The organism is Klebsiella sp. CN_Kp104, assembly GCF_040064515.1.
GTDB classification, from domain to species: Bacteria; Pseudomonadota; Gammaproteobacteria; order Enterobacterales; family Enterobacteriaceae; genus Klebsiella; species Klebsiella aerogenes.
The window spans coordinates 99,189-115,472 of sequence record NZ_JBEAII010000003.1; the positions used below are offsets into that span (position 1 = coordinate 99,189).

At 56.5% G+C, this 16,284-nt stretch carries 14 protein-coding genes and 1 other annotated feature; of the genes, 3 read left to right on the plus strand and 11 right to left on the minus strand.

The window, feature by feature from the left end:
• The first annotated feature begins 144 nt into the window (after positions 1-144).
• Positions 145-1,821: a YbaL family putative K(+) efflux transporter gene (gene ybaL / locus ABLU80_RS06300; protein ID WP_015367901.1), complete on the plus strand. Its 1,677-nt coding sequence runs from the start codon at positions 145-147 to the stop codon at positions 1,819-1,821.
• A gap of 40 nt (positions 1,822-1,861) precedes the next feature.
• Here the strand turns inward: ybaL and ABLU80_RS06305 are convergent, their stop codons facing one another.
• The 9 genes from ABLU80_RS06305 to ABLU80_RS06345 all read right to left on the minus strand — a co-directional run bounded on the left by ABLU80_RS06305 (position 1,862) and on the right by ABLU80_RS06345 (position 11,251).
• Positions 1,862-3,166 (minus strand): inosine/guanosine kinase, encoded by a 1,305-nt coding sequence (locus tag ABLU80_RS06305; RefSeq protein ID WP_015367902.1) that lies wholly within the window; start codon positions 3,164-3,166, stop codon positions 1,862-1,864.
• A gap of 63 nt (positions 3,167-3,229) precedes the next feature.
• The gene (gene hemH / locus ABLU80_RS06310) at positions 3,230-4,192 is read right to left on the minus strand and encodes a ferrochelatase (RefSeq protein WP_015367903.1); all 963 of its coding nucleotides are present in this window, start codon (positions 4,190-4,192) and stop codon (positions 3,230-3,232) included.
• 128 nt (positions 4,193-4,320) lie between these two features.
• Positions 4,321-4,965, minus strand: coding sequence for an adenylate kinase (adk, locus tag ABLU80_RS06315; RefSeq protein WP_015367904.1), 645 nt, complete (start codon positions 4,963-4,965; stop codon positions 4,321-4,323).
• 223 nt (positions 4,966-5,188) lie between these two features.
• Positions 5,189-7,063: a molecular chaperone HtpG gene (gene htpG, locus ABLU80_RS06320; RefSeq protein ID WP_015367905.1), complete on the minus strand. Its 1,875-nt coding sequence runs from the start codon at positions 7,061-7,063 to the stop codon at positions 5,189-5,191.
• Positions 7,064-7,177: 114 nt separating this feature from the next.
• The gene (recR, locus tag ABLU80_RS06325) at positions 7,178-7,783 is read right to left on the minus strand and encodes a recombination mediator RecR (RefSeq protein ID WP_015367906.1); all 606 of its coding nucleotides are present in this window, start codon (positions 7,781-7,783) and stop codon (positions 7,178-7,180) included.
• Entirely contained in the window at positions 7,783-8,115 is a 333-nt protein-coding gene (locus ABLU80_RS06330; RefSeq protein WP_008805448.1) for a YbaB/EbfC family nucleoid-associated protein, read from the minus strand. The genes recR and ABLU80_RS06330 overlap by 1 nt, the downstream gene beginning before the upstream one ends.
• 56 nt (positions 8,116-8,171) lie before the next feature.
• The gene (gene dnaX / locus ABLU80_RS06335; protein WP_015367907.1) at positions 8,172-10,079 is read right to left on the minus strand and encodes a DNA polymerase III subunit gamma/tau; all 1,908 of its coding nucleotides are present in this window, start codon (positions 10,077-10,079) and stop codon (positions 8,172-8,174) included.
• Positions 8,775-8,839 (minus strand) — a sequence feature (DnaX frameshifting element). (Overlaps the previous gene by 65 nt.)
• Before the next feature lie 92 nt (positions 10,080-10,171).
• Positions 10,172-10,723 carry an adenine phosphoribosyltransferase gene (gene apt / locus ABLU80_RS06340; protein ID WP_015367908.1) on the minus strand — a complete coding sequence of 184 codons (552 nt, stop codon included), beginning with the start codon at positions 10,721-10,723 and terminating at the stop codon, positions 10,172-10,174.
• A gap of 150 nt (positions 10,724-10,873) precedes the next feature.
• The gene (locus tag ABLU80_RS06345; protein ID WP_015704615.1) at positions 10,874-11,251 is read right to left on the minus strand and encodes a DUF454 family protein; all 378 of its coding nucleotides are present in this window, start codon (positions 11,249-11,251) and stop codon (positions 10,874-10,876) included.
• A 69-nt stretch (positions 11,252-11,320) separates the two neighbouring features.
• On the opposite strand from ABLU80_RS06345, the gene priC reads away from it, so the two are divergent.
• Both priC and rsmS read left to right on the plus strand, forming a co-directional pair.
• A complete protein-coding gene (gene priC / locus ABLU80_RS06350) occupies positions 11,321-11,848 on the plus strand; it encodes a primosomal replication protein N'' (protein ID WP_015367910.1) in 528 nt (175 codons plus the stop codon).
• 12 nt (positions 11,849-11,860) lie between these two features.
• Entirely contained in the window at positions 11,861-12,034 is a 174-nt protein-coding gene (gene rsmS / locus ABLU80_RS06355; protein ID WP_020079449.1) for a pleiotropic regulatory protein RsmS, read from the plus strand.
• Between the two features lie 37 nt (positions 12,035-12,071).
• Here the strand turns inward: rsmS and mscK are convergent, their stop codons facing one another.
• Together mscK and acrR are read right to left on the minus strand one after the other, a co-directional pair.
• On the minus strand, positions 12,072-15,416 hold the full coding sequence (mscK, locus tag ABLU80_RS06360; RefSeq protein ID WP_045366562.1) for a mechanosensitive channel MscK: 3,345 nt from the start codon (positions 15,414-15,416) through the stop codon (positions 12,072-12,074).
• Between the two features lie 130 nt (positions 15,417-15,546).
• Positions 15,547-16,197: a multidrug efflux transporter transcriptional repressor AcrR gene (acrR, locus tag ABLU80_RS06365; RefSeq protein ID WP_015704611.1), complete on the minus strand. Its 651-nt coding sequence runs from the start codon at positions 16,195-16,197 to the stop codon at positions 15,547-15,549.
• Between the last annotated feature and the right edge of the window lie 87 nt (positions 16,198-16,284).

Consider the following 16,284-nt stretch of genomic DNA (forward strand, 5'->3'; position numbering starts at 1 on the left):
TGCTTTTTGCTGCCGTAATTCCAATTTTTCGCAAATTTCAATAATTATTCATAAACAAAACGAGCAAAAGTGTCATAAACTATTAATCGGTTTTTTGCTTTAAGTAGCGAAAATGGATCGGCTCACCACACGCAAGGAGACGGAATGCATCACGCAACACCGCTAATCACCACCATTGTCGGCGGCCTTGTGCTCGCCTTTATCCTCGGCATGATTGCCAATAAGCTACGTATTTCACCACTGGTAGGATATTTATTAGCGGGCGTGCTGGCCGGTCCATTTACTCCTGGTTTTGTTGCGGATACCAAGCTTGCGCCTGAACTGGCCGAACTTGGCGTCATCTTGCTGATGTTTGGCGTCGGGCTGCACTTTTCGCTGAAAGATCTCATGGCGGTAAAGTCGATAGCCATTCCCGGAGCCATCGCCCAGATAGCCGTGGCGACGCTGCTCGGGATGGCGCTCTCTTCCCTGCTCGGCTGGTCGCTGATGACCGGCATCGTTTTTGGCCTGTGTCTTTCCACCGCCAGTACCGTGGTGCTGCTGCGCGCGCTGGAGGAACGGCAGCTTATTGATAGCCAGCGTGGGCAAATCGCCATCGGCTGGCTGATCGTTGAAGATTTAGTGATGGTACTGACGCTGGTGCTGCTGCCCGCTATCGCCGGAATGGTCGAAAAAGGCGATGTTGGGCTGGCGTCGCTGGCGCTCGACATGGGCATTACCATCGGTAAAGTCGTCGCCTTTATCGCCATTATGATGCTAGTGGGCCGCCGTCTGGTGCCGTGGATCATGTCGCGCAGCGCGGCAACAGGCTCACGCGAACTATTTACCCTGTCGGTACTGGCGCTGGCGCTCGGCATCGCCTTCGGCGCCGTTGAGCTGTTCGACGTCTCCTTCGCCCTTGGCGCATTCTTCGCCGGGATGGTGCTTAACGAATCCGAACTCAGCCACCGCGCCGCTCACGATACGCTGCCGCTGCGCGACGCCTTCGCGGTGCTGTTCTTTGTCTCCGTCGGGATGCTATTTGACCCGATGATCCTGGTCGAACAGCCGCTGGCGGTGCTGGCGACGCTGGCGATTATCATCTTTGGTAAATCCGCCGCCGCTTTCTTCCTGGTACGTATGTTCGGCCATTCGCCGCGTACCGCCCTGACCATCGCCGCCAGCCTGGCGCAAATCGGGGAATTCGCTTTTATTCTTGCCGGTCTCGGCATGGCGCTGGATCTGCTGCCGCAGGCCGGGCAGAACCTGGTGCTGGCTGGGGCGATAATTTCGATTATGCTTAACCCGGTGCTGTTTACCCTGCTGGAAAAATATCTCGATAAAACCGAAACCCTTGACGAGCAGACGCTGGAAGAGGTGCTGGAAGACGAAAAACAGGTGCCGGTGGATATCTGCAACCATGCTCTGCTGGTCGGCTTTGGCCGCGTCGGCAGCCTGCTTGGCGAGAAACTGATGGCCCAGGGGATCCCGCTGGTGGTGATTGAAACCTCCCGCACCCGCGTGGATGAGCTGCGTGAGCGCGGCATCAGCGCCGTGTTGGGCAATGCGGCCAACGAAGAGATCATGAATCTGGCGCATCTCGACTGCGCCCGCTGGCTGCTGCTGACCATCCCTAACGGCTATGAAGCCGGTGAAATTGTCGCCTCAGCGCGGGAAAAATGCCCGAACATTGAGATTATCGCCCGCGCCCATTACGACGATGAGGTCGATTATATTACCGAACGCGGAGCCAATCAGGTGGTGATGGGGGAACGCGAAATCGCGCGGGCGATGTTACGTCTGCTGGAAACGCCGCCGGCTGGCGAGATTGTTACCGGTTGATCCGACGCCCCGCTCGCGGGGCGTACGCTTATCCACGGGATTAACGGTCCCAGTAGGCCTCTTCCAGACTATCTTCCCGCTCCGGCAGGCCGCGGGTTAAACGCGGCGAATGCTGATTCAGCACCTGATAGCTGACGCGGTTGGCGTATTTGCACACCTGCGCCAGCGATGAGTAGGTCAGCCATTTGCATTTATGTTTGCTGGAATTCGGCACGTTATTACGATGGTAGTTATTGGCGGTGATATCATGCAACAACGCCGCCAGCGCGCCGTCGCCTGCGCCGTTGGTGTTCATGATCTTCTCTGGGCCGCCCATATAAGGCGCGATGTGCGAATAGATACGCAGCGGATTAACGCAATCCTGATGGCGCATCGCGCGGCTGAATTCATACTGGTTGAACTCGGCAATCGCCCCCGGCAGGAGCGGATGTTGCGTTTTACGCTTCGCTTCCTCTTCGGTGAAGCTCGCCATATAGAGACCCGCCGGTCCTGCGGTGCACAGCACCAGGTCGACCCAGTCCAGCGCTTTATCCGCCGCGGTGAGCGGATCGGCGATACCGGTCAGCGCTTCCGCTTCTTCTTCATTCATCGCCAGAATCGAAACGTGTTCCTTGAGGAACTGCTGCCACCATTGCGGGTTGTCAGCAATCACGTATTTCGTTCCCAGCGTCAGCACCACCGGCACATCATGCTTTTTGGCATACTCAATGGCTTTCATCGTCGCGTCCGGCATCGGCTCGCCCGGCTTACAGCGCACGAGGTAGGAGGTCAGCACCAGCGCGGAAGCGCCGGCAATCACCTCTTCAGGAATGCTTTCCGGACGCAGCTTGTTCATGTGACCAGGACTGATGGCAAAGGTACGTTCGCCGCTATCGCTAATCAGCGTAAAACAGCGGCCAATGGCGCCATCGACGCCCTGCAGGTAGTTGAGATCGGTACGGCTGGAAGTATTGCACAGGTAGCGATAAGCGTAACCGCCGATCTCAATATTGCTGCACATCACGCCGAGCAGCACCGAGCGGTCGTCCGCCAGCACCGAATAATTGTGCATGGTATTGCCAATGGTGCCGCCGGCAAATTGATGGGTGATCAGGCCGTCGCGTACCAGTTCCTGATACAGCGCTTCGGCGACATCATCTTCAATCACCAGCGAATGACCGGCGCTCAGGCCGTAGCGTACGATAAACGCCTCATCCACTTTCGCTTCGATATCCACCAGCGTCTGGTCGATGCCAACCACCCAGGAGACGTTGGACTCATTTTCTGGCTGAATTTGTTGCAGCAGCGGATCGCGAGCGCTAACGGGGAAATAGTGTTTAGATTTGCGTTTACCGGGAAATTTCATAGTGGCGATTAAATGACAGGGAACAAGCGGGGAATAGTAGCATATTCCCCGCTACGCGCGCGATTAGCGATACGACGCGGTCAGGTTCACCATCATCTCAATATGCGCAGGATCGGCATTAAGCGCCGGAATATACTCATATTGCTTACCGCCGGCCTCAAGGAAAATTTCCCGGTTCTGCACCGCGATTTCTTCCAGCGTTTCCAGACAGTCGGCGGAGAAGCCCGGACAGATAACCTGTACGTGCTGTGTGCCCTTCTCGCCAAGCATTTTTAACGTTTCGTCGGTATATGGCGTCAACCAGGGTTCACGGCCAAAGCGCGACTGGAAGGTCATCATCACCCGCTCCGGCGGCAGCCCGAGCACTGAAACCAGCTCGCGAGTCGTTACCCGGCAGCGCTGCGGGTAATCATCACCCTCATGGGCGTAGCGTTGCGGAATACCGTGATAGGAGAGCAGCAGCACATCCGGTTCGCCGTGAACGGCAAATGAAGCGCGTACGCTGGCCGCCAGCGCGTGGATATAGTCAGCGTCGTCGGCATAGTCGCGGATAAACGAAACGCCCGGAATGGCGCGCTTTTTCGCGAGGATCCTCGCCAGTTCATCCCATACCGCCGCCACGGTAGAACACGAATATTGCGGATACAGCGGCAATACCACGATATGGTCAACGTCCTGGGCCAATAGCTCATCGACCGCGCTTGCCAGCGACGGCGAGCCATAGCTCATCCCCAGCGCTACTGGAACATCGGGTAGCCTGGCCGCCAGCGCCTGCTGCTGTTGCCGGCTATACACCATCAACGGCGAGCCTTCCGCCATCCACACAGACTGATAGAGCTTCGCCACGCGGGGAGCGCGAATCGGCAGTATGATGCCGCGCAGTAGCGGCCACCACAGCAGACGAGGCGTATCCACTACCCGTTTGTCGCTAAGAAATTGTCGCAGATAGCGCTTCACCGCATCGGGCGTGGGCGCATCGGGAGTGCCTAAATTGGCTAGCAAAATACCTGTTTTCGTCTGATGCATTACCGCCTCTTAACCATTTGAATCGCTGACAATTGTAGCGTAAATGGCGTTAAACGGAACCAATCATAGCAAAAGGTAGAAATGAGAGGTGTTCTCATCCTGCCGCAGCAGGATGAGAAAGGGCTTAATTAGCCGAGGATTTTTTCCAGATCGGCGCGCACGTCAGCCACCGCTTTAGTGCCGTCGACTTTCGCGTATTGGGTGTTACCCGCCTGCGCTTCTTTCTGATAGTAACCGATCAGCGGCGCAGTCATCTGATGGTATTCCACCAGGCGCTTGCGTACGGTCTCTTCCTGATCGTCTTTACGGGTGGTCAGCTCTTCGCCAGTCACGTCGTCTTTACCTTCAACCTTCGGCGGGTTGAATTTGATGTGATAGACGCGGCCGGAAGCGGCGTGTACGCGGCGGCCCACGATACGATCGACGATCAGTTCGTCCGGTACCGCGAACTCCAGAACGTAGTCAACGGCGATGCCGGCTTCTTTCATAGCGTCAGCCTGCGGGATAGTGCGCGGGAAGCCGTCCAGCAGGAAACCGTTACGGCAATCTTCCTGGGCGATACGCTCTTTCACCAGCGCGATGACCAGCTCATCGGTCACCAGTTTGCCGGCGTCCATAATGTCTTTCGCTTGTTTACCGAGCTCGGAGCCGGATTTTACCGCGGCGCGCAGCATATCGCCGGTGGAGATTTGCGGAATACCGTATTTCTCCATGATGAACTGAGCCTGAGTTCCTTTACCCGCGCCCGGAGCGCCAAGCAGAATAATACGCATTACGAAAATCCCCTCAAATGTCGTTTCAATTTTTCAAAAAACGCTAAACCATACCACCAGAACGGCCATGGCTCAAGGAAGGCGGTGCGGCTGAAACGGTTAATGGTCAGATATTTTATGCAATCTAATGTGAAATGCCCCGTATGAGCAAATCACTCAGACGGGGCATTTATTCCGTTCCCGGCATCGCGTCGCTCGGCCGGGCTACTCATTCAGGTTCGCGTCAGGATGCCAGCAGCTGATTCATACGGCGGATGAACTGGTTAGGATCCTCCAGCGTACCGCGTTCCGCCAGCAGCGCCTGATCCAGCAGCAGTTCGACCCACTCGCCAAACTGCGCGTCGTCCTGGGTATCGGCAGCGCGTTTCACCAACGGATGCGCCGGGTTCAGCTCGAAGATGTATTTCACTTCCGGCGCCGCCTGACCGGCAGCGGCGAACAGCTTCGCCATCTGGGTGCTCATTTCGTCGGCATCAGTGGTGACAATCGCCGGAGTGTCGGTCAGACGATGCGTCAGACGCACCTCTTTCACGCGCTCACCCAGCAGGCCTTTCACACGCTCAACGAACGGCTCCAGCGCTTTTTCGGCTTCTTTGGTGGATTCGTCAACTTCGTCCGCCAGTTTCTCCAGCGACTCGTCGGCTTTGGCAACCGACTGGAACGCCTTGCCGTCGAACTCGGTCAGGTAGCTCATCATCCACTCGTCAATGCGATCGGACAGCAGCAGAACTTCGATACCTTTTTTACGCAGCAGCTCGAGGTGCGGGCTGCTCTTCGCCGCCGCATAGCTGTCGGCGGTGATGTAGTAAATCTTCTCCTGCCCTTCTTTCATGCGCGAAACGTACTCTTCCAGCGACACGGTCTGCGCGGAAGAATCGGTATGAGTAGTGGCGAAGCGCAGCAGTTTAGCAATCGCTTGCTGGTTGGAGGCATCTTCCGCCGGGCCTTCTTTCAGCACCAGGCCAAACTGTTTCCAGAAGGTCTGATATTTTTCGGCGTCGTCTTTCGCCAGCTTTTCCAGCATCTGCAGCACGCGTTTGGTCAGCGCGGTGCGCAGATTACGGGTGACGTTGCTATCCTGCAGGATTTCACGCGACACGTTCAGCGGCAGATCGTTGGAATCTATCAGGCCGCGCACGAAACGCAGGTAGTTCGGCATAAACTGCTCGGCGTCATCCATGATGAAGACGCGCTGCACATACAGCTTCAGGCCGTGTTTATGATCGCGGTTCCACATATCCCACGGCGCCTGCGACGGAATATACAGCAGGCTGGTGTACTCCTGCTTACCTTCGACGCGGTTGTGGCTCCAGGTCAGCGGATCGCTGAAATCATGGGCAATATGCTTATAGAACTCTTTGTATTCGTCATCGCTGACTTCAGATTTGCTGCGGGTCCACAGCGCCTGCGCCTTGTTGATTTTTTCCCACGAAATAACGGTTTCGCCGTCCACTTCTTCGCGTTTTTCAATCTCAACCGGCAGCGCGATATGGTCAGAATATTTACTGATGATCGAACGCACGCGCCAGTCGTTGAGGAAGTCGTCTTCGCCTTCACGCAGATGCAACGTGATTTCGGTTCCGCGATCGGCCTTAGTGATATCGGCAACAGTATATTCGCCTTCGCCAGCGGACTCCCAAAACACGCCGTTTTCCGGCTTGTCGCCCGCGGCGCGGGTGCGCACGGTGACTTTGTCGGCAACGATAAAGGCTGAATAGAAGCCGACGCCGAACTGGCCGATCAGCTGGCTATCTTTCGCCTGATCGGAACCCATAGATTCGAGGAACGCTTTGGTGCCGGATTTGGCGATGGTGCCGAGATGGTCAATGACCTCGTCGCGGTTCATCCCGATGCCGTTATCAGCGATGGTCAGCGTGCGGTTGTCTTTATCAAACGATACGCGTACGCGCAGCTCGCCGTCGCCTTCATACAGATCCGGCTGGGACAGCGCGCGGAAACGCAGCTTATCCGCCGCATCCGAGGCGTTGGAGATGAGCTCGCGCAGGAAGATTTCTTTGTTGGAATAAAGAGAATGGATCATCAGGTGCAGAAGCTGTTTCACTTCTGACTGGAAACCACGGGTTTCTTGTCCTTTCATGTAAGTCGACCTCAACAATGCCATTTATTATTAATGGAAATAACGTGTTGGGGAGGAGATGGGGATAGGTGCGGGAAATTTCAAGCGGAGGCAGCGAACGCCGCCTCCATTTGTTCAGAAAATAATCTTGTGGCGCCCGGCCAGTGAGTGCGACAGCGTGGTGCCGTCGACCATTTCCAGCTCGCCGCCAACCGGTACGCCGTGGGCGATGCGGCTGGCGTCAACGCCATACTGCGCGCAGAGCTCAGCGATGTAGTTGGCCGTCGCCTCGCCTTCAACCGTTGGGTTGGTGGCGAGGATCAACTCGCTGATTGACTCGGCTTCGAGGCGCTGCTCGAGGCGGTCAAGCCCGATGTCATCCGGCCCGATACCGTCAAGCGGCGACAGGTGGCCCATCAGCACGAAGTAGCGGCCGGAATACTGCCCGGTCTGCTCAATGGCGTAGATGTCCGCTGGACTCTCCACCACGCAGATCTGACCGTTTTCCTGGCGACGCGGGTTGCTGCAAATATTGCACACCTCCTGCTCGGTGAAGGTGCGGCAATCGGCGCAGTGGCCGATTTCCGACATCGCGCGCGTTAGCGCCTGCGCCAGACGCATACCGCCGCTGCGATCGCGCTGCAGCAGCGTAAACGCCATGCGCTGCGCCGACTTCGGGCCAACGCCCGGCAGACAGCGCAGCGCTTCCATAAGCTGAGTTAACAGCGGGCTGGTTTGCATCAGAACGGCATCTTGAAGCCTGGCGGCAGCTGCATGCCGGCAGAAACGGAGGCCATTTTCTCTTTCTGGGTCTCTTCAATACGGCGCGCTGCGTCATTGAATGCGGCAGCCACCAGATCTTCCAGCATCTCTTTGTCGTCTTCCAGCAGGCTTGGGTCGATTTCCACGCGGCGGCAGTTATGCGCGCCGTTGATGGTTACTTTTACCAGACCCGCGCCGGACTCACCGGTCACTTCCAGCTGCGCGATCTCTTCCTGCATTTTCTGCATTTTGTCTTGCATCTGCTGGGCCTGTTTCATCAGGTTACCCAGGCCGCCTTTTCCACCAAACATAGGCTTCTCTCTCAGTAAGTCATCGTTAAGGTACTGAACGCCAGTCAGACTGGCGTTCAAATGGGGCGGATACTCTCTTCATCCAGATCGGCGTCGAAGAATCGTCGCAGGGTCTGGATGTTGTTATCCGCAATAATCGCGTCGCGCGCCTGCGCGAGCTTCTCTTCATAAATTGCCTGTCGCCACTCCAGCGGCGTGCGCATCGCCGAATTATCATCTTCAACGATAGTCAATTCAACCGGCGCACCGTACAACACGCCCAGCGCTTCAGCAAGTTTCTGCTGTGCGCCGGTGGAGTTGAGATGCCGCTGACTCGGGCGTAAATGCAGACATATGCGATTGCCGTCCTGCTCTTTCCACGCGTTCAGCGCCACCTGTTCAACCAGTTTCGGTACCGCCAACTGGCTCACTTCCGCCGCCCAGCTATCGCGCTCGACCGCTTCCACGGCTAGTTTCGCCGCCAGCTCCGGCGTTTTTTCATGCTCCAGCGCTTTTTTCAGCGCTTTCGGCGTGGCAACCTCGACCTGGGTTTCTTCAATCGGGGCCGTCGATTTCCAGCGATAGGCTTCTTTCTTCGCCGGGGCCTGCTCAAGCGCGGCCGCAGCCGGACGAGCCTGTACGCGCTCGGTAATCGAACTCAGTCGTTCCAGCGCAGCGTTATTCACCGGCCGCGCGCGGGATGCGGCTGCCGGTTCACTCTTTTTTGGGGTGGTTGCTCCCGGGGTTCGCTGCAGCCGACTGCGCGCCGCCAGCACCTGGCTGGTGCTTTGCGGCAGATTCTGCGGCGGCGGAGCCGATGCGACCGGCGGCGCTGTTTGCTGCTGCGGCGCAGGCGCAGCGGTCTGCATGGGCTTCGCTTCCGGCTCCGGCAGCGGCTGACGCGGATGGAAAGCCAGCGCGCGCAGCAGCGTCATTTCAACCCCCATACGCCGGTCTGGCGCATAAGGCAGCTCTTTGCGGCCAATCAGCAGCGTCTGATAGTAAAGCTGCACGTCGGCCGGCGGCACGGTACGCGCTAGCTCACGCATTCGTAGCTCGACGGCGGCCATATCCGCCCCCAGCGCCGATGGCGAGAGCTGAACCATCGCGATACGGTGCAGCAGACTTTGCATTTCCACCAGCAGCGCTTCCCATTCAACGCCGCGCGAGGCGGCGTCGCTGACGCCCGCCATCACGCGCTCGCCGTCGGCGGCCACCAGCGCTTCTATCAAGGATAGCGCCTGATCGTCGTCGAGGGTGCCGAGCATTTCGCTGACGGACTGCGCGGTTAAGCGGCCATCGCCGCTGGCGATTGCCTGATCGGTCAGGCTTAATGCATCGCGCAGGCTGCCATCCGCGGCGCGCGACAGCAGCTGCAGCGCACGCGGCTCAAACGCGATCTGCTCTTCGCCAAGGATGTGTTCAAGCTGATGGCGGATCTGTTCGACATCCAGCGCCTTGAGGTGGAACTGCAGGCAGCGGGACAAAATCGTCACCGGCAGCTTTTGCGGATCGGTGGTCGCCAGCAGGAATTTGACGTGCGCGGGCGGCTCCTCCAGCGTTTTCAATAACGCGTTGAAGCTGTGACGCGACAGCATATGCACTTCATCGATCAGGTAGACCTTGAAGCGGCCGCGGGCCGGCGCGTACTGGACGTTGTCCAGCAGATCGCGGGTATCTTCCACTTTGGTGCGCGAGGCGGCATCGATCTCAATCAGATCGACAAAGCGGCCTTGTTCTATTTCGCGACAGTTATCGCAGACGCCGCACGGCGTCGCGGTAATACCGCTTTCGCAGTTTAACCCCTTCGCCAACAGACGGGCGATGGAGGTTTTCCCTACTCCGCGGGTGCCGGAAAAGAGATATGCGTGATGGATGCGCCCTAACGATAAGCCGTTCGCCAGTGCGGTCAGCACATGTTCCTGGCCGACGACGTCAGCAAAGGTTTGTGGGCGCCATTTACGGGCTAAGACCTGATAACTCATGGGCTGGCTCTGAAACGCTGGAAGGTGAATTCACGAGGGGGTAATGCTATCACAGCCCCGCCGGATCGGCGAGGCTATGTGTCGGGATTTGCTTAGTGGCCCGGGAAAGGCACCAGGCTAAAGCAATTGATGCCCAGTTTTTCCAGGCGCTGTTCACCGCCCAGATCGAACAGATTGATAATAAAAGCGGCATCGTGAACTTCGCCGCCCAGGCGACGAATCAGCTTCACGGTGGCGTCAATGGTGCCGCCGGTCGCCAGCAGGTCATCAACGACCAGCACCTTATCGCCTTCTTTAATGGCATCAACGTGGATTTCCAGCTGATCGGTGCCATATTCAAGCTCATAGCTTTCGGCGATGGTTTCGCGCGGCAACTTGCGCGGCTTACGAACCGGAACAAAGCCAACGCCCAGCGCCAACGCAACCGGGGCGCCGAACAGAAAACCACGCGCTTCGGTCCCCACCACTTTGGTGATGCCGGCGTCTTTATAACGCTCGGTCAGCAGTTCAATGCTAAGCGCATAGGCTTTAGGGTCTTCCAGCAAGCTGGTGACATCGCGGAAAAGGATGCCCGGTTTCGGATAATCCTGGACGCTTTGGATGCTGTTCTTCAGATATTCAAGCTGCTGTGCAGTTGCGGTCATAAGTTTATGCCTGATTGAAACGGTGTTACCCACGGGCGTGCAAAATGGGCCAAAGAAACATTTGTTTAACCTTTGACCAGGCTTACCCGCGCTCGAAAACGCCAGAATTTACTGGCTGTCGCCAACAATTGCAACAGGCATTATTGCGCATCAGTGCTTTTGTTGCTTTGCGTCAACCACCGGAATGCGCCACATAAATATCAGCAGGCAGGCGAGGATCGCCAGCAGCAGGATGCGCACCCACATAAGCTTAACCAGCCACAGAGAAATGGCAAAGGTCAGTAAAATCATGATAATGGCTCGCGGCTTGGCCCCCGGCGGCATCGCCCGGTACTGCTGCCAGTGGCGAAGATAGCCGCCAAACCACGAGCGATACAGCAGCCAGTGGTGAAAGCGCGGCGACGAGCGGGCAAAACACCATGCGGCGAGCAGGATAAATGGCGTTGTCGGTAACAGCGGTAAGAAGACGCCCAGCGTCCCCAGCACTACCGCCAGCCAGCCAATGATGATTAAAATAATACGTGGCATAATGCGAATCGTTATCAAGCAGATGTCGCTACTGTAGCACAGTTGCTGAGTAGGGAATGGAGGAGTTATTTGAAAACAACCCGGCTTTTACAAACGCTGAAAAATCAGCTGGCTGAACTGGCGCTTCAGGTGGCGCCGCTGTCCAGCCACGCTACGTTGAGCCCGCGTTTCGACCGCCAGCTGTTCCGTACCCGCGACACCCAGATGCAGGCGTATCTCGACGAAGCACAGCATAATCTCGCCGAGCTCCAGCATGCCGTTGAGCATCAGCATCTGCCCCAGGTCGCCTGGCTCGCCGAGCGGCTGGTGGCGCAGATTGCCGCCATTAGTCGTGAGACGGCGACCTGGTCGTTACGCCAATGGGACAGCGCCTCGCCGACGCTAAACCGCTGGCAACGCCGCCGCCTGCAGCACCAGGAGTATGAGCGCCGCCTGCTGGCAATGCGCAACGATCGCCAACGTCAGCTGGCGTCGGCAACTACCCTTGCCGAACAGCAACGGCTAACGAAAGAGGTCGAGGCCTATGCCGGGCGCCTGGCCCGCTGTCGCGATGCGCTGGAAAATATTGAAAACGTACTGGCGCGTTTAACGCGCTAACAGGAGAGGACTATGTCGCTGGAAAATGCACCGGACGAGGTCAAACTGGCCGTCGATTTAATCATGTTGCTGGAGGAAAACCGGGTCAGCGCAAAAACGGTGCTGGGAGCGTTGGATATTATTAAGCGTGACTATGAAAACAAACTGAAAAACGCCCAACCTGACGCGCCCTGGTCAGAAGAATAAAACGATTCGGGGCGGCATATGCCGCCCCGATTAGCGATTATGCGATGCCTGGCGCCGTATCATCCCCTTTATTATCGCGCTTCACTTCCGTCACTTCATCTCCCTTCTCGTTACGCAGATGAACTTCCAGCTGGTTGAAGGCAATATCGATATTGTTTTCACGGCACAAGCGATCGATAGAACGGTTAAGCTCATCCACCGCGTAGCTGCGATCGCGCAGTTCACGCACATAGAGGCGCAGTTCATGATCCAGCGTGCTGGCGCCGAAGGTGGTAAAGAAGACCGACGGCGCTGGTTCCTGCATCACTTTCGGATGTTCATGCGCCGCCTGCAGCAGCACCTCTTTCACTTTATCGAGATCGGATCCGTAGGCTACGCCCAGGCGGATCACCACGCGGGTGATGGTATCGGAGAGCGACCAGTTGATCAGCCGTTCAGTCACGAAGGCCTTGTTTGGAATAATCACCTCTTTGCGATCGAAATCGGTGATGGTCGTCGCGCGGATACGGATCTTACTGACGGTGCCTGAGAAGGTACCGATAGTGACCGTATCGCCGATACGCACCGGGCGTTCGAAGAGAATGATCAGGCCGGAGACGAAGTTACCGAAAATCTCCTGTAAGCCGAAACCTAAACCAACCGACAGCGCCGCGGCCAGCCACTGCAATTTATCCCACGACACGCCCAAGGAGCCGAAGACCGTCATCGCGCCGATGGCGATAATCGCGTAATTGAGGATCGTCGTGATGGCATAAGAAGCGCCCTGGCGCATATTAAGACGCGACAGCACCAGCACTTCCAGCAGACCCGGCAAGTTGCGGATCAGCGCCCAGGCGACCATCGAGGCGACAATCGCAAACAGCAGGCTGCCCATCGTCACGCTTTTCACCACGCTGGCCCCGGCTTCGGTGCCGTTGTAGTGCCAGAGCGTAATGCTGTCGAGATAGGCGAACACGGTTATCAGATCGGACCAAATCGCCCAGAACAGCACCGCGAACAGCGCCACCATCACCAGCATGGTGATACGCAGCGTTTGTTGGTTAACCTGTTCGAGCGCGATCGTCGGCTCTTCCTGCGGTTCGGCGCCTTCCGCCCCTTCTTTCACCAGATGCTGGCGACGCGCCAGCGCCCGGCGCCAGGCAATACGTCGCGCCGCCACACTCAGGCCGCGGAGAACGGTCTGGTACAGCAGGTTCCACATCATCACCAGATAGACGGTCTCAATCCAGCGGCCAGCCAGACGCAGCGTGGTATAGAAGTAACCGGTCGCCGTGAGGACCATCAGCGCGACGGGCACAATCGACAGCACGGTCACCGTCAGCAGGCGCAGGCTGTGCGACTCTTTGTCACGCCAGCTTTCGCGGCACATCGGCCACACCAGCACCGCAATGAGCAGCAGGTTGACGAAGATAACAAACTGCCCCAGCACGTCGTCCATCAAATTAAGCGGAGAGAGCTCAGAAACAACCGACCAGAAATTCAGCGGCAGCAGCGCCAGGCTGACGCGGACGATCTGCCGCCGCCAGTGACTGGTGAGCTGAGCGGGCATATTGAAATGCTTCACCGCCACGCCGTCTTTTTCCAGCACCTTCCAGCACAGGCCGAACACCAGCCAGAACATCGCTAGTTTTTTACTGTAGGCCCATAGCAGGTTGCTGACATTCAGCTGCATCGTCAGCAGGATAAGCCCGGCGGCGAGGATGAGCAGCACCACCGGCAGCGCTCTGATTAAATCTATCAGGATCGCTTTTGGCGTGTTTAGCTGAGTATCATTGCGTAACTGGCCTACCTGGGAGGCCAGCTTAGCCTGGTAATCACGCAGCCACTGCAAGCGCCAGCGGATCAGCCCGGCAATCAACAGCAGCGGCAGCCCGGCGAGGAACGCGATAAATACCGCCGGCCAGGCTTTCTCCCAGTTGACGGTGATTTTCATCGATTTGAACTGGGCTTTCAGCGCTTCCGGGAAGGATTTAATCCACTCCCAATCCATCGGCTTATTGCTGTTCACCCAGAAAATCTGCTGGGTCAGGATCGATTTCAGATTGCTGGAGACGCTCATCAACTGCTGCTGGTTAATCTGCAGGTTGATGGCCATCATCAGCTGGTTCCCCAGCTGTTTGTTAAACTGGTCGAGCAATTCTCGGCGCATGTCCACGACTTCCAACAGGGCGTCGTGAACTTCCGGCGTGACTTCGCTGCTATGGCCCTCTTCCAACTTTGCCACAAAGGCATCGCTCTGGAATAACGCATCGCGCTGCTGGTTAACTTCAAACTGCTCCAGGCGCAGATCGGCAATGCGGTTGGTCATATCCTGCAGCTCATCCGCTGATGGCAATGTTTGCTGCTGCTGATAGAGGATACGCGACAGCAGCAGGCTGCCTTTCAATACCGAAATCTGCTCTTTGATATCGCGTTCGGATTGCAGCGCGCGGTCGAGCCAGTTTTTCACTCTGATATTGCGCTGCACCAGTTGGTTGCCGTTTTCCGTCGCCTGAATCAGCTTTTCGCTAAGCTGATGGTTAACTTCAAGCTCCTGCTTGACCAACGGGTTATTTTGGATCCGCGAGGTCTCCTCCGGCGAGACCGCTTCCTGAGCGGTTTTCTCGGTGAGGGTCAGCCGCTTGCTGTTCACCGCTTCCTGCAACAGTTGCAGCTGATGTTCCAGCCGGTTGCTGTGGGCGGTCACGTAATCGCGCTGTTTCTGCAGCGTATCCTGCAGCACAGTATTGCCTTCCAGGCTCTTACGCTGCTGTTCGATCTCCGCATTCAGCAAGGCCTGCTGCGCCAGCAGCAACCCCTGCTGCGTCGGGCGCAGCGTCTCTTCACCCGGCGCGGTGCCGTTGAGACGGTTACGAATTTGCTGTAGCTGCTGGGAGGCGGAGTACATCGCGTTCTGCACGCGCTCCGGCTGCGTCTGCAGCGAGACCAATTGGCTGTTGTAGGTCGCCAGATCGTTCTGCGCGCTTTGCAGATCGTCGAGCGCCTGAGACACCCTGGATTCAAGCTGTCGCAACGATAACGTGCTCAGGGTTTTACGGGTGACCTCATCATCAGGAACATCGCTCAGCGCATTCAGGCTGTCTACCGCCTGACGCATTTTCGCCGGCGCCTGTTCAACCTGCTGACGCAGTTGCACAGTTTCAGACTTTATACGCTCAATCTTATCGAGCGTTTCTAAAGTCTGCGTCAGGTCCTGCTGAACTAATTTTTCCTGCGGCGTGAGTTCTTTTTGCTTATTTAGCGTAGTGAGCTGGCTTTGAATGTCAGAACGGTCAGGTAAATCTGCAGCCTGAACCTGGCTGAAGCTCAGAGTGCCAACTATAAGGACCAGTGCAAAGACAATGGTGGAAATAGCATGAGGCCAACGATTTGTATGCTGCATAGTATTAACATGAATGGTTGCAAATGCCGGAGAATACCGGGGGTCGTCGCAGCGCGCAGAATAGCACTTCTCCCTGCGCGCGAATAGCGGCAGAGATAAGTAAAATTTACCTTTATTTACGCCTGCGGATTCAGGCCATGACCTCAGACGAACTTCGTAGCGACGGGCAGGTCTGATACATCTCAATCAGCGCATCGACATAAGCACGGGCTTCCGCATGAAGGTTAAAACTCTCTGGTGCAAAGAGCCAGTTTTCCATTAATCCGGAAAGATAACTGCGCATCAGAATTGCCGCACGGCGAGTGAGTAAATTCGCAGGTAATTGTTGAGCAGTGATACAATCTTTTAATGTTTGCTCAATACGATCGTAGCTTTCAAGCCATAAACTGCGCTGTGCTTGTTGGACAACGGCCATTTCTCCGACAAATTCGCATTTATGGAAGATGATTTCCATCATCAGGCGTCTACGCTCCTCTACTACCGTCGCTTCGAGGATATAGACGAGTATTTCGCGAACAACTGACAGTGGATCGTTAGGGAATTTTGCCCGATACTCAACTTCGAGATCGCTAATGCTGGCGTCAGAGAGACTCCATATTTCATTAAACAGATCGGATTTGTTTTTGAAATGCCAGTATATAGCGCCCCTGGTCACTCCAGCAGCTTTTGCAATCGCGGCCAACGAGGTAGATGATACCCCCTGCTGCGAAAACAATCGCAGGGCGACGTCAAGAATCAGTTGCCGGGTTTCAAGTGCCTGTTGTTTGGTTTTTCGTGCCATAGGTTGATGACTTTACAGAGGTTGCGTTTACATACATTTGTGAATGTATGTACCATAGCATGACCATAATAGAAAGACTGTAGTGGG

Bases quoted from the DNA above. Each gene is read 5' to 3' on its own strand.
- rsmS (WP_020079449.1), top strand. From the start codon at position 11,861: ATGTCGCTGGAAAATGCACCGGACGAGGTCAAACTGGCCGTCGATTTA.
- apt (WP_015367908.1), bottom strand. From the start codon at position 10,723: ATGACCGCAACTGCACAGCAGCTTGAATATCTGAAGAACAGCATCCAA.
- ybaL (WP_015367901.1), top strand. From the start codon at position 145: ATGCATCACGCAACACCGCTAATCACCACCATTGTCGGCGGCCTTGTG.
- recR (WP_015367906.1), bottom strand. From the start codon at position 7,783: ATGCAAACCAGCCCGCTGTTAACTCAGCTTATGGAAGCGCTGCGCTGT.
- adk (WP_015367904.1), bottom strand. From the start codon at position 4,965: ATGCGTATTATTCTGCTTGGCGCTCCGGGCGCGGGTAAAGGAACTCAG.
- dnaX (WP_015367907.1), bottom strand. From the start codon at position 10,079: ATGAGTTATCAGGTCTTAGCCCGTAAATGGCGCCCACAAACCTTTGCT.
- acrR (WP_015704611.1), bottom strand. From the start codon at position 16,197: ATGGCACGAAAAACCAAACAACAGGCACTTGAAACCCGGCAACTGATT.
- ABLU80_RS06345 (WP_015704615.1), bottom strand. From the start codon at position 11,251: ATGCCACGTATTATTTTAATCATCATTGGCTGGCTGGCGGTAGTGCTG.
- htpG (WP_015367905.1), bottom strand. From the start codon at position 7,063: ATGAAAGGACAAGAAACCCGTGGTTTCCAGTCAGAAGTGAAACAGCTT.
- ABLU80_RS06305 (WP_015367902.1), bottom strand. From the start codon at position 3,166: ATGAAATTTCCCGGTAAACGCAAATCTAAACACTATTTCCCCGTTAGC.
- mscK (WP_045366562.1), bottom strand. From the start codon at position 15,416: ATGCAGCATACAAATCGTTGGCCTCATGCTATTTCCACCATTGTCTTT.
- ABLU80_RS06330 (WP_008805448.1), bottom strand. From the start codon at position 8,115: ATGTTTGGTGGAAAAGGCGGCCTGGGTAACCTGATGAAACAGGCCCAG.
- hemH (WP_015367903.1), bottom strand. From the start codon at position 4,192: ATGCATCAGACGAAAACAGGTATTTTGCTAGCCAATTTAGGCACTCCC.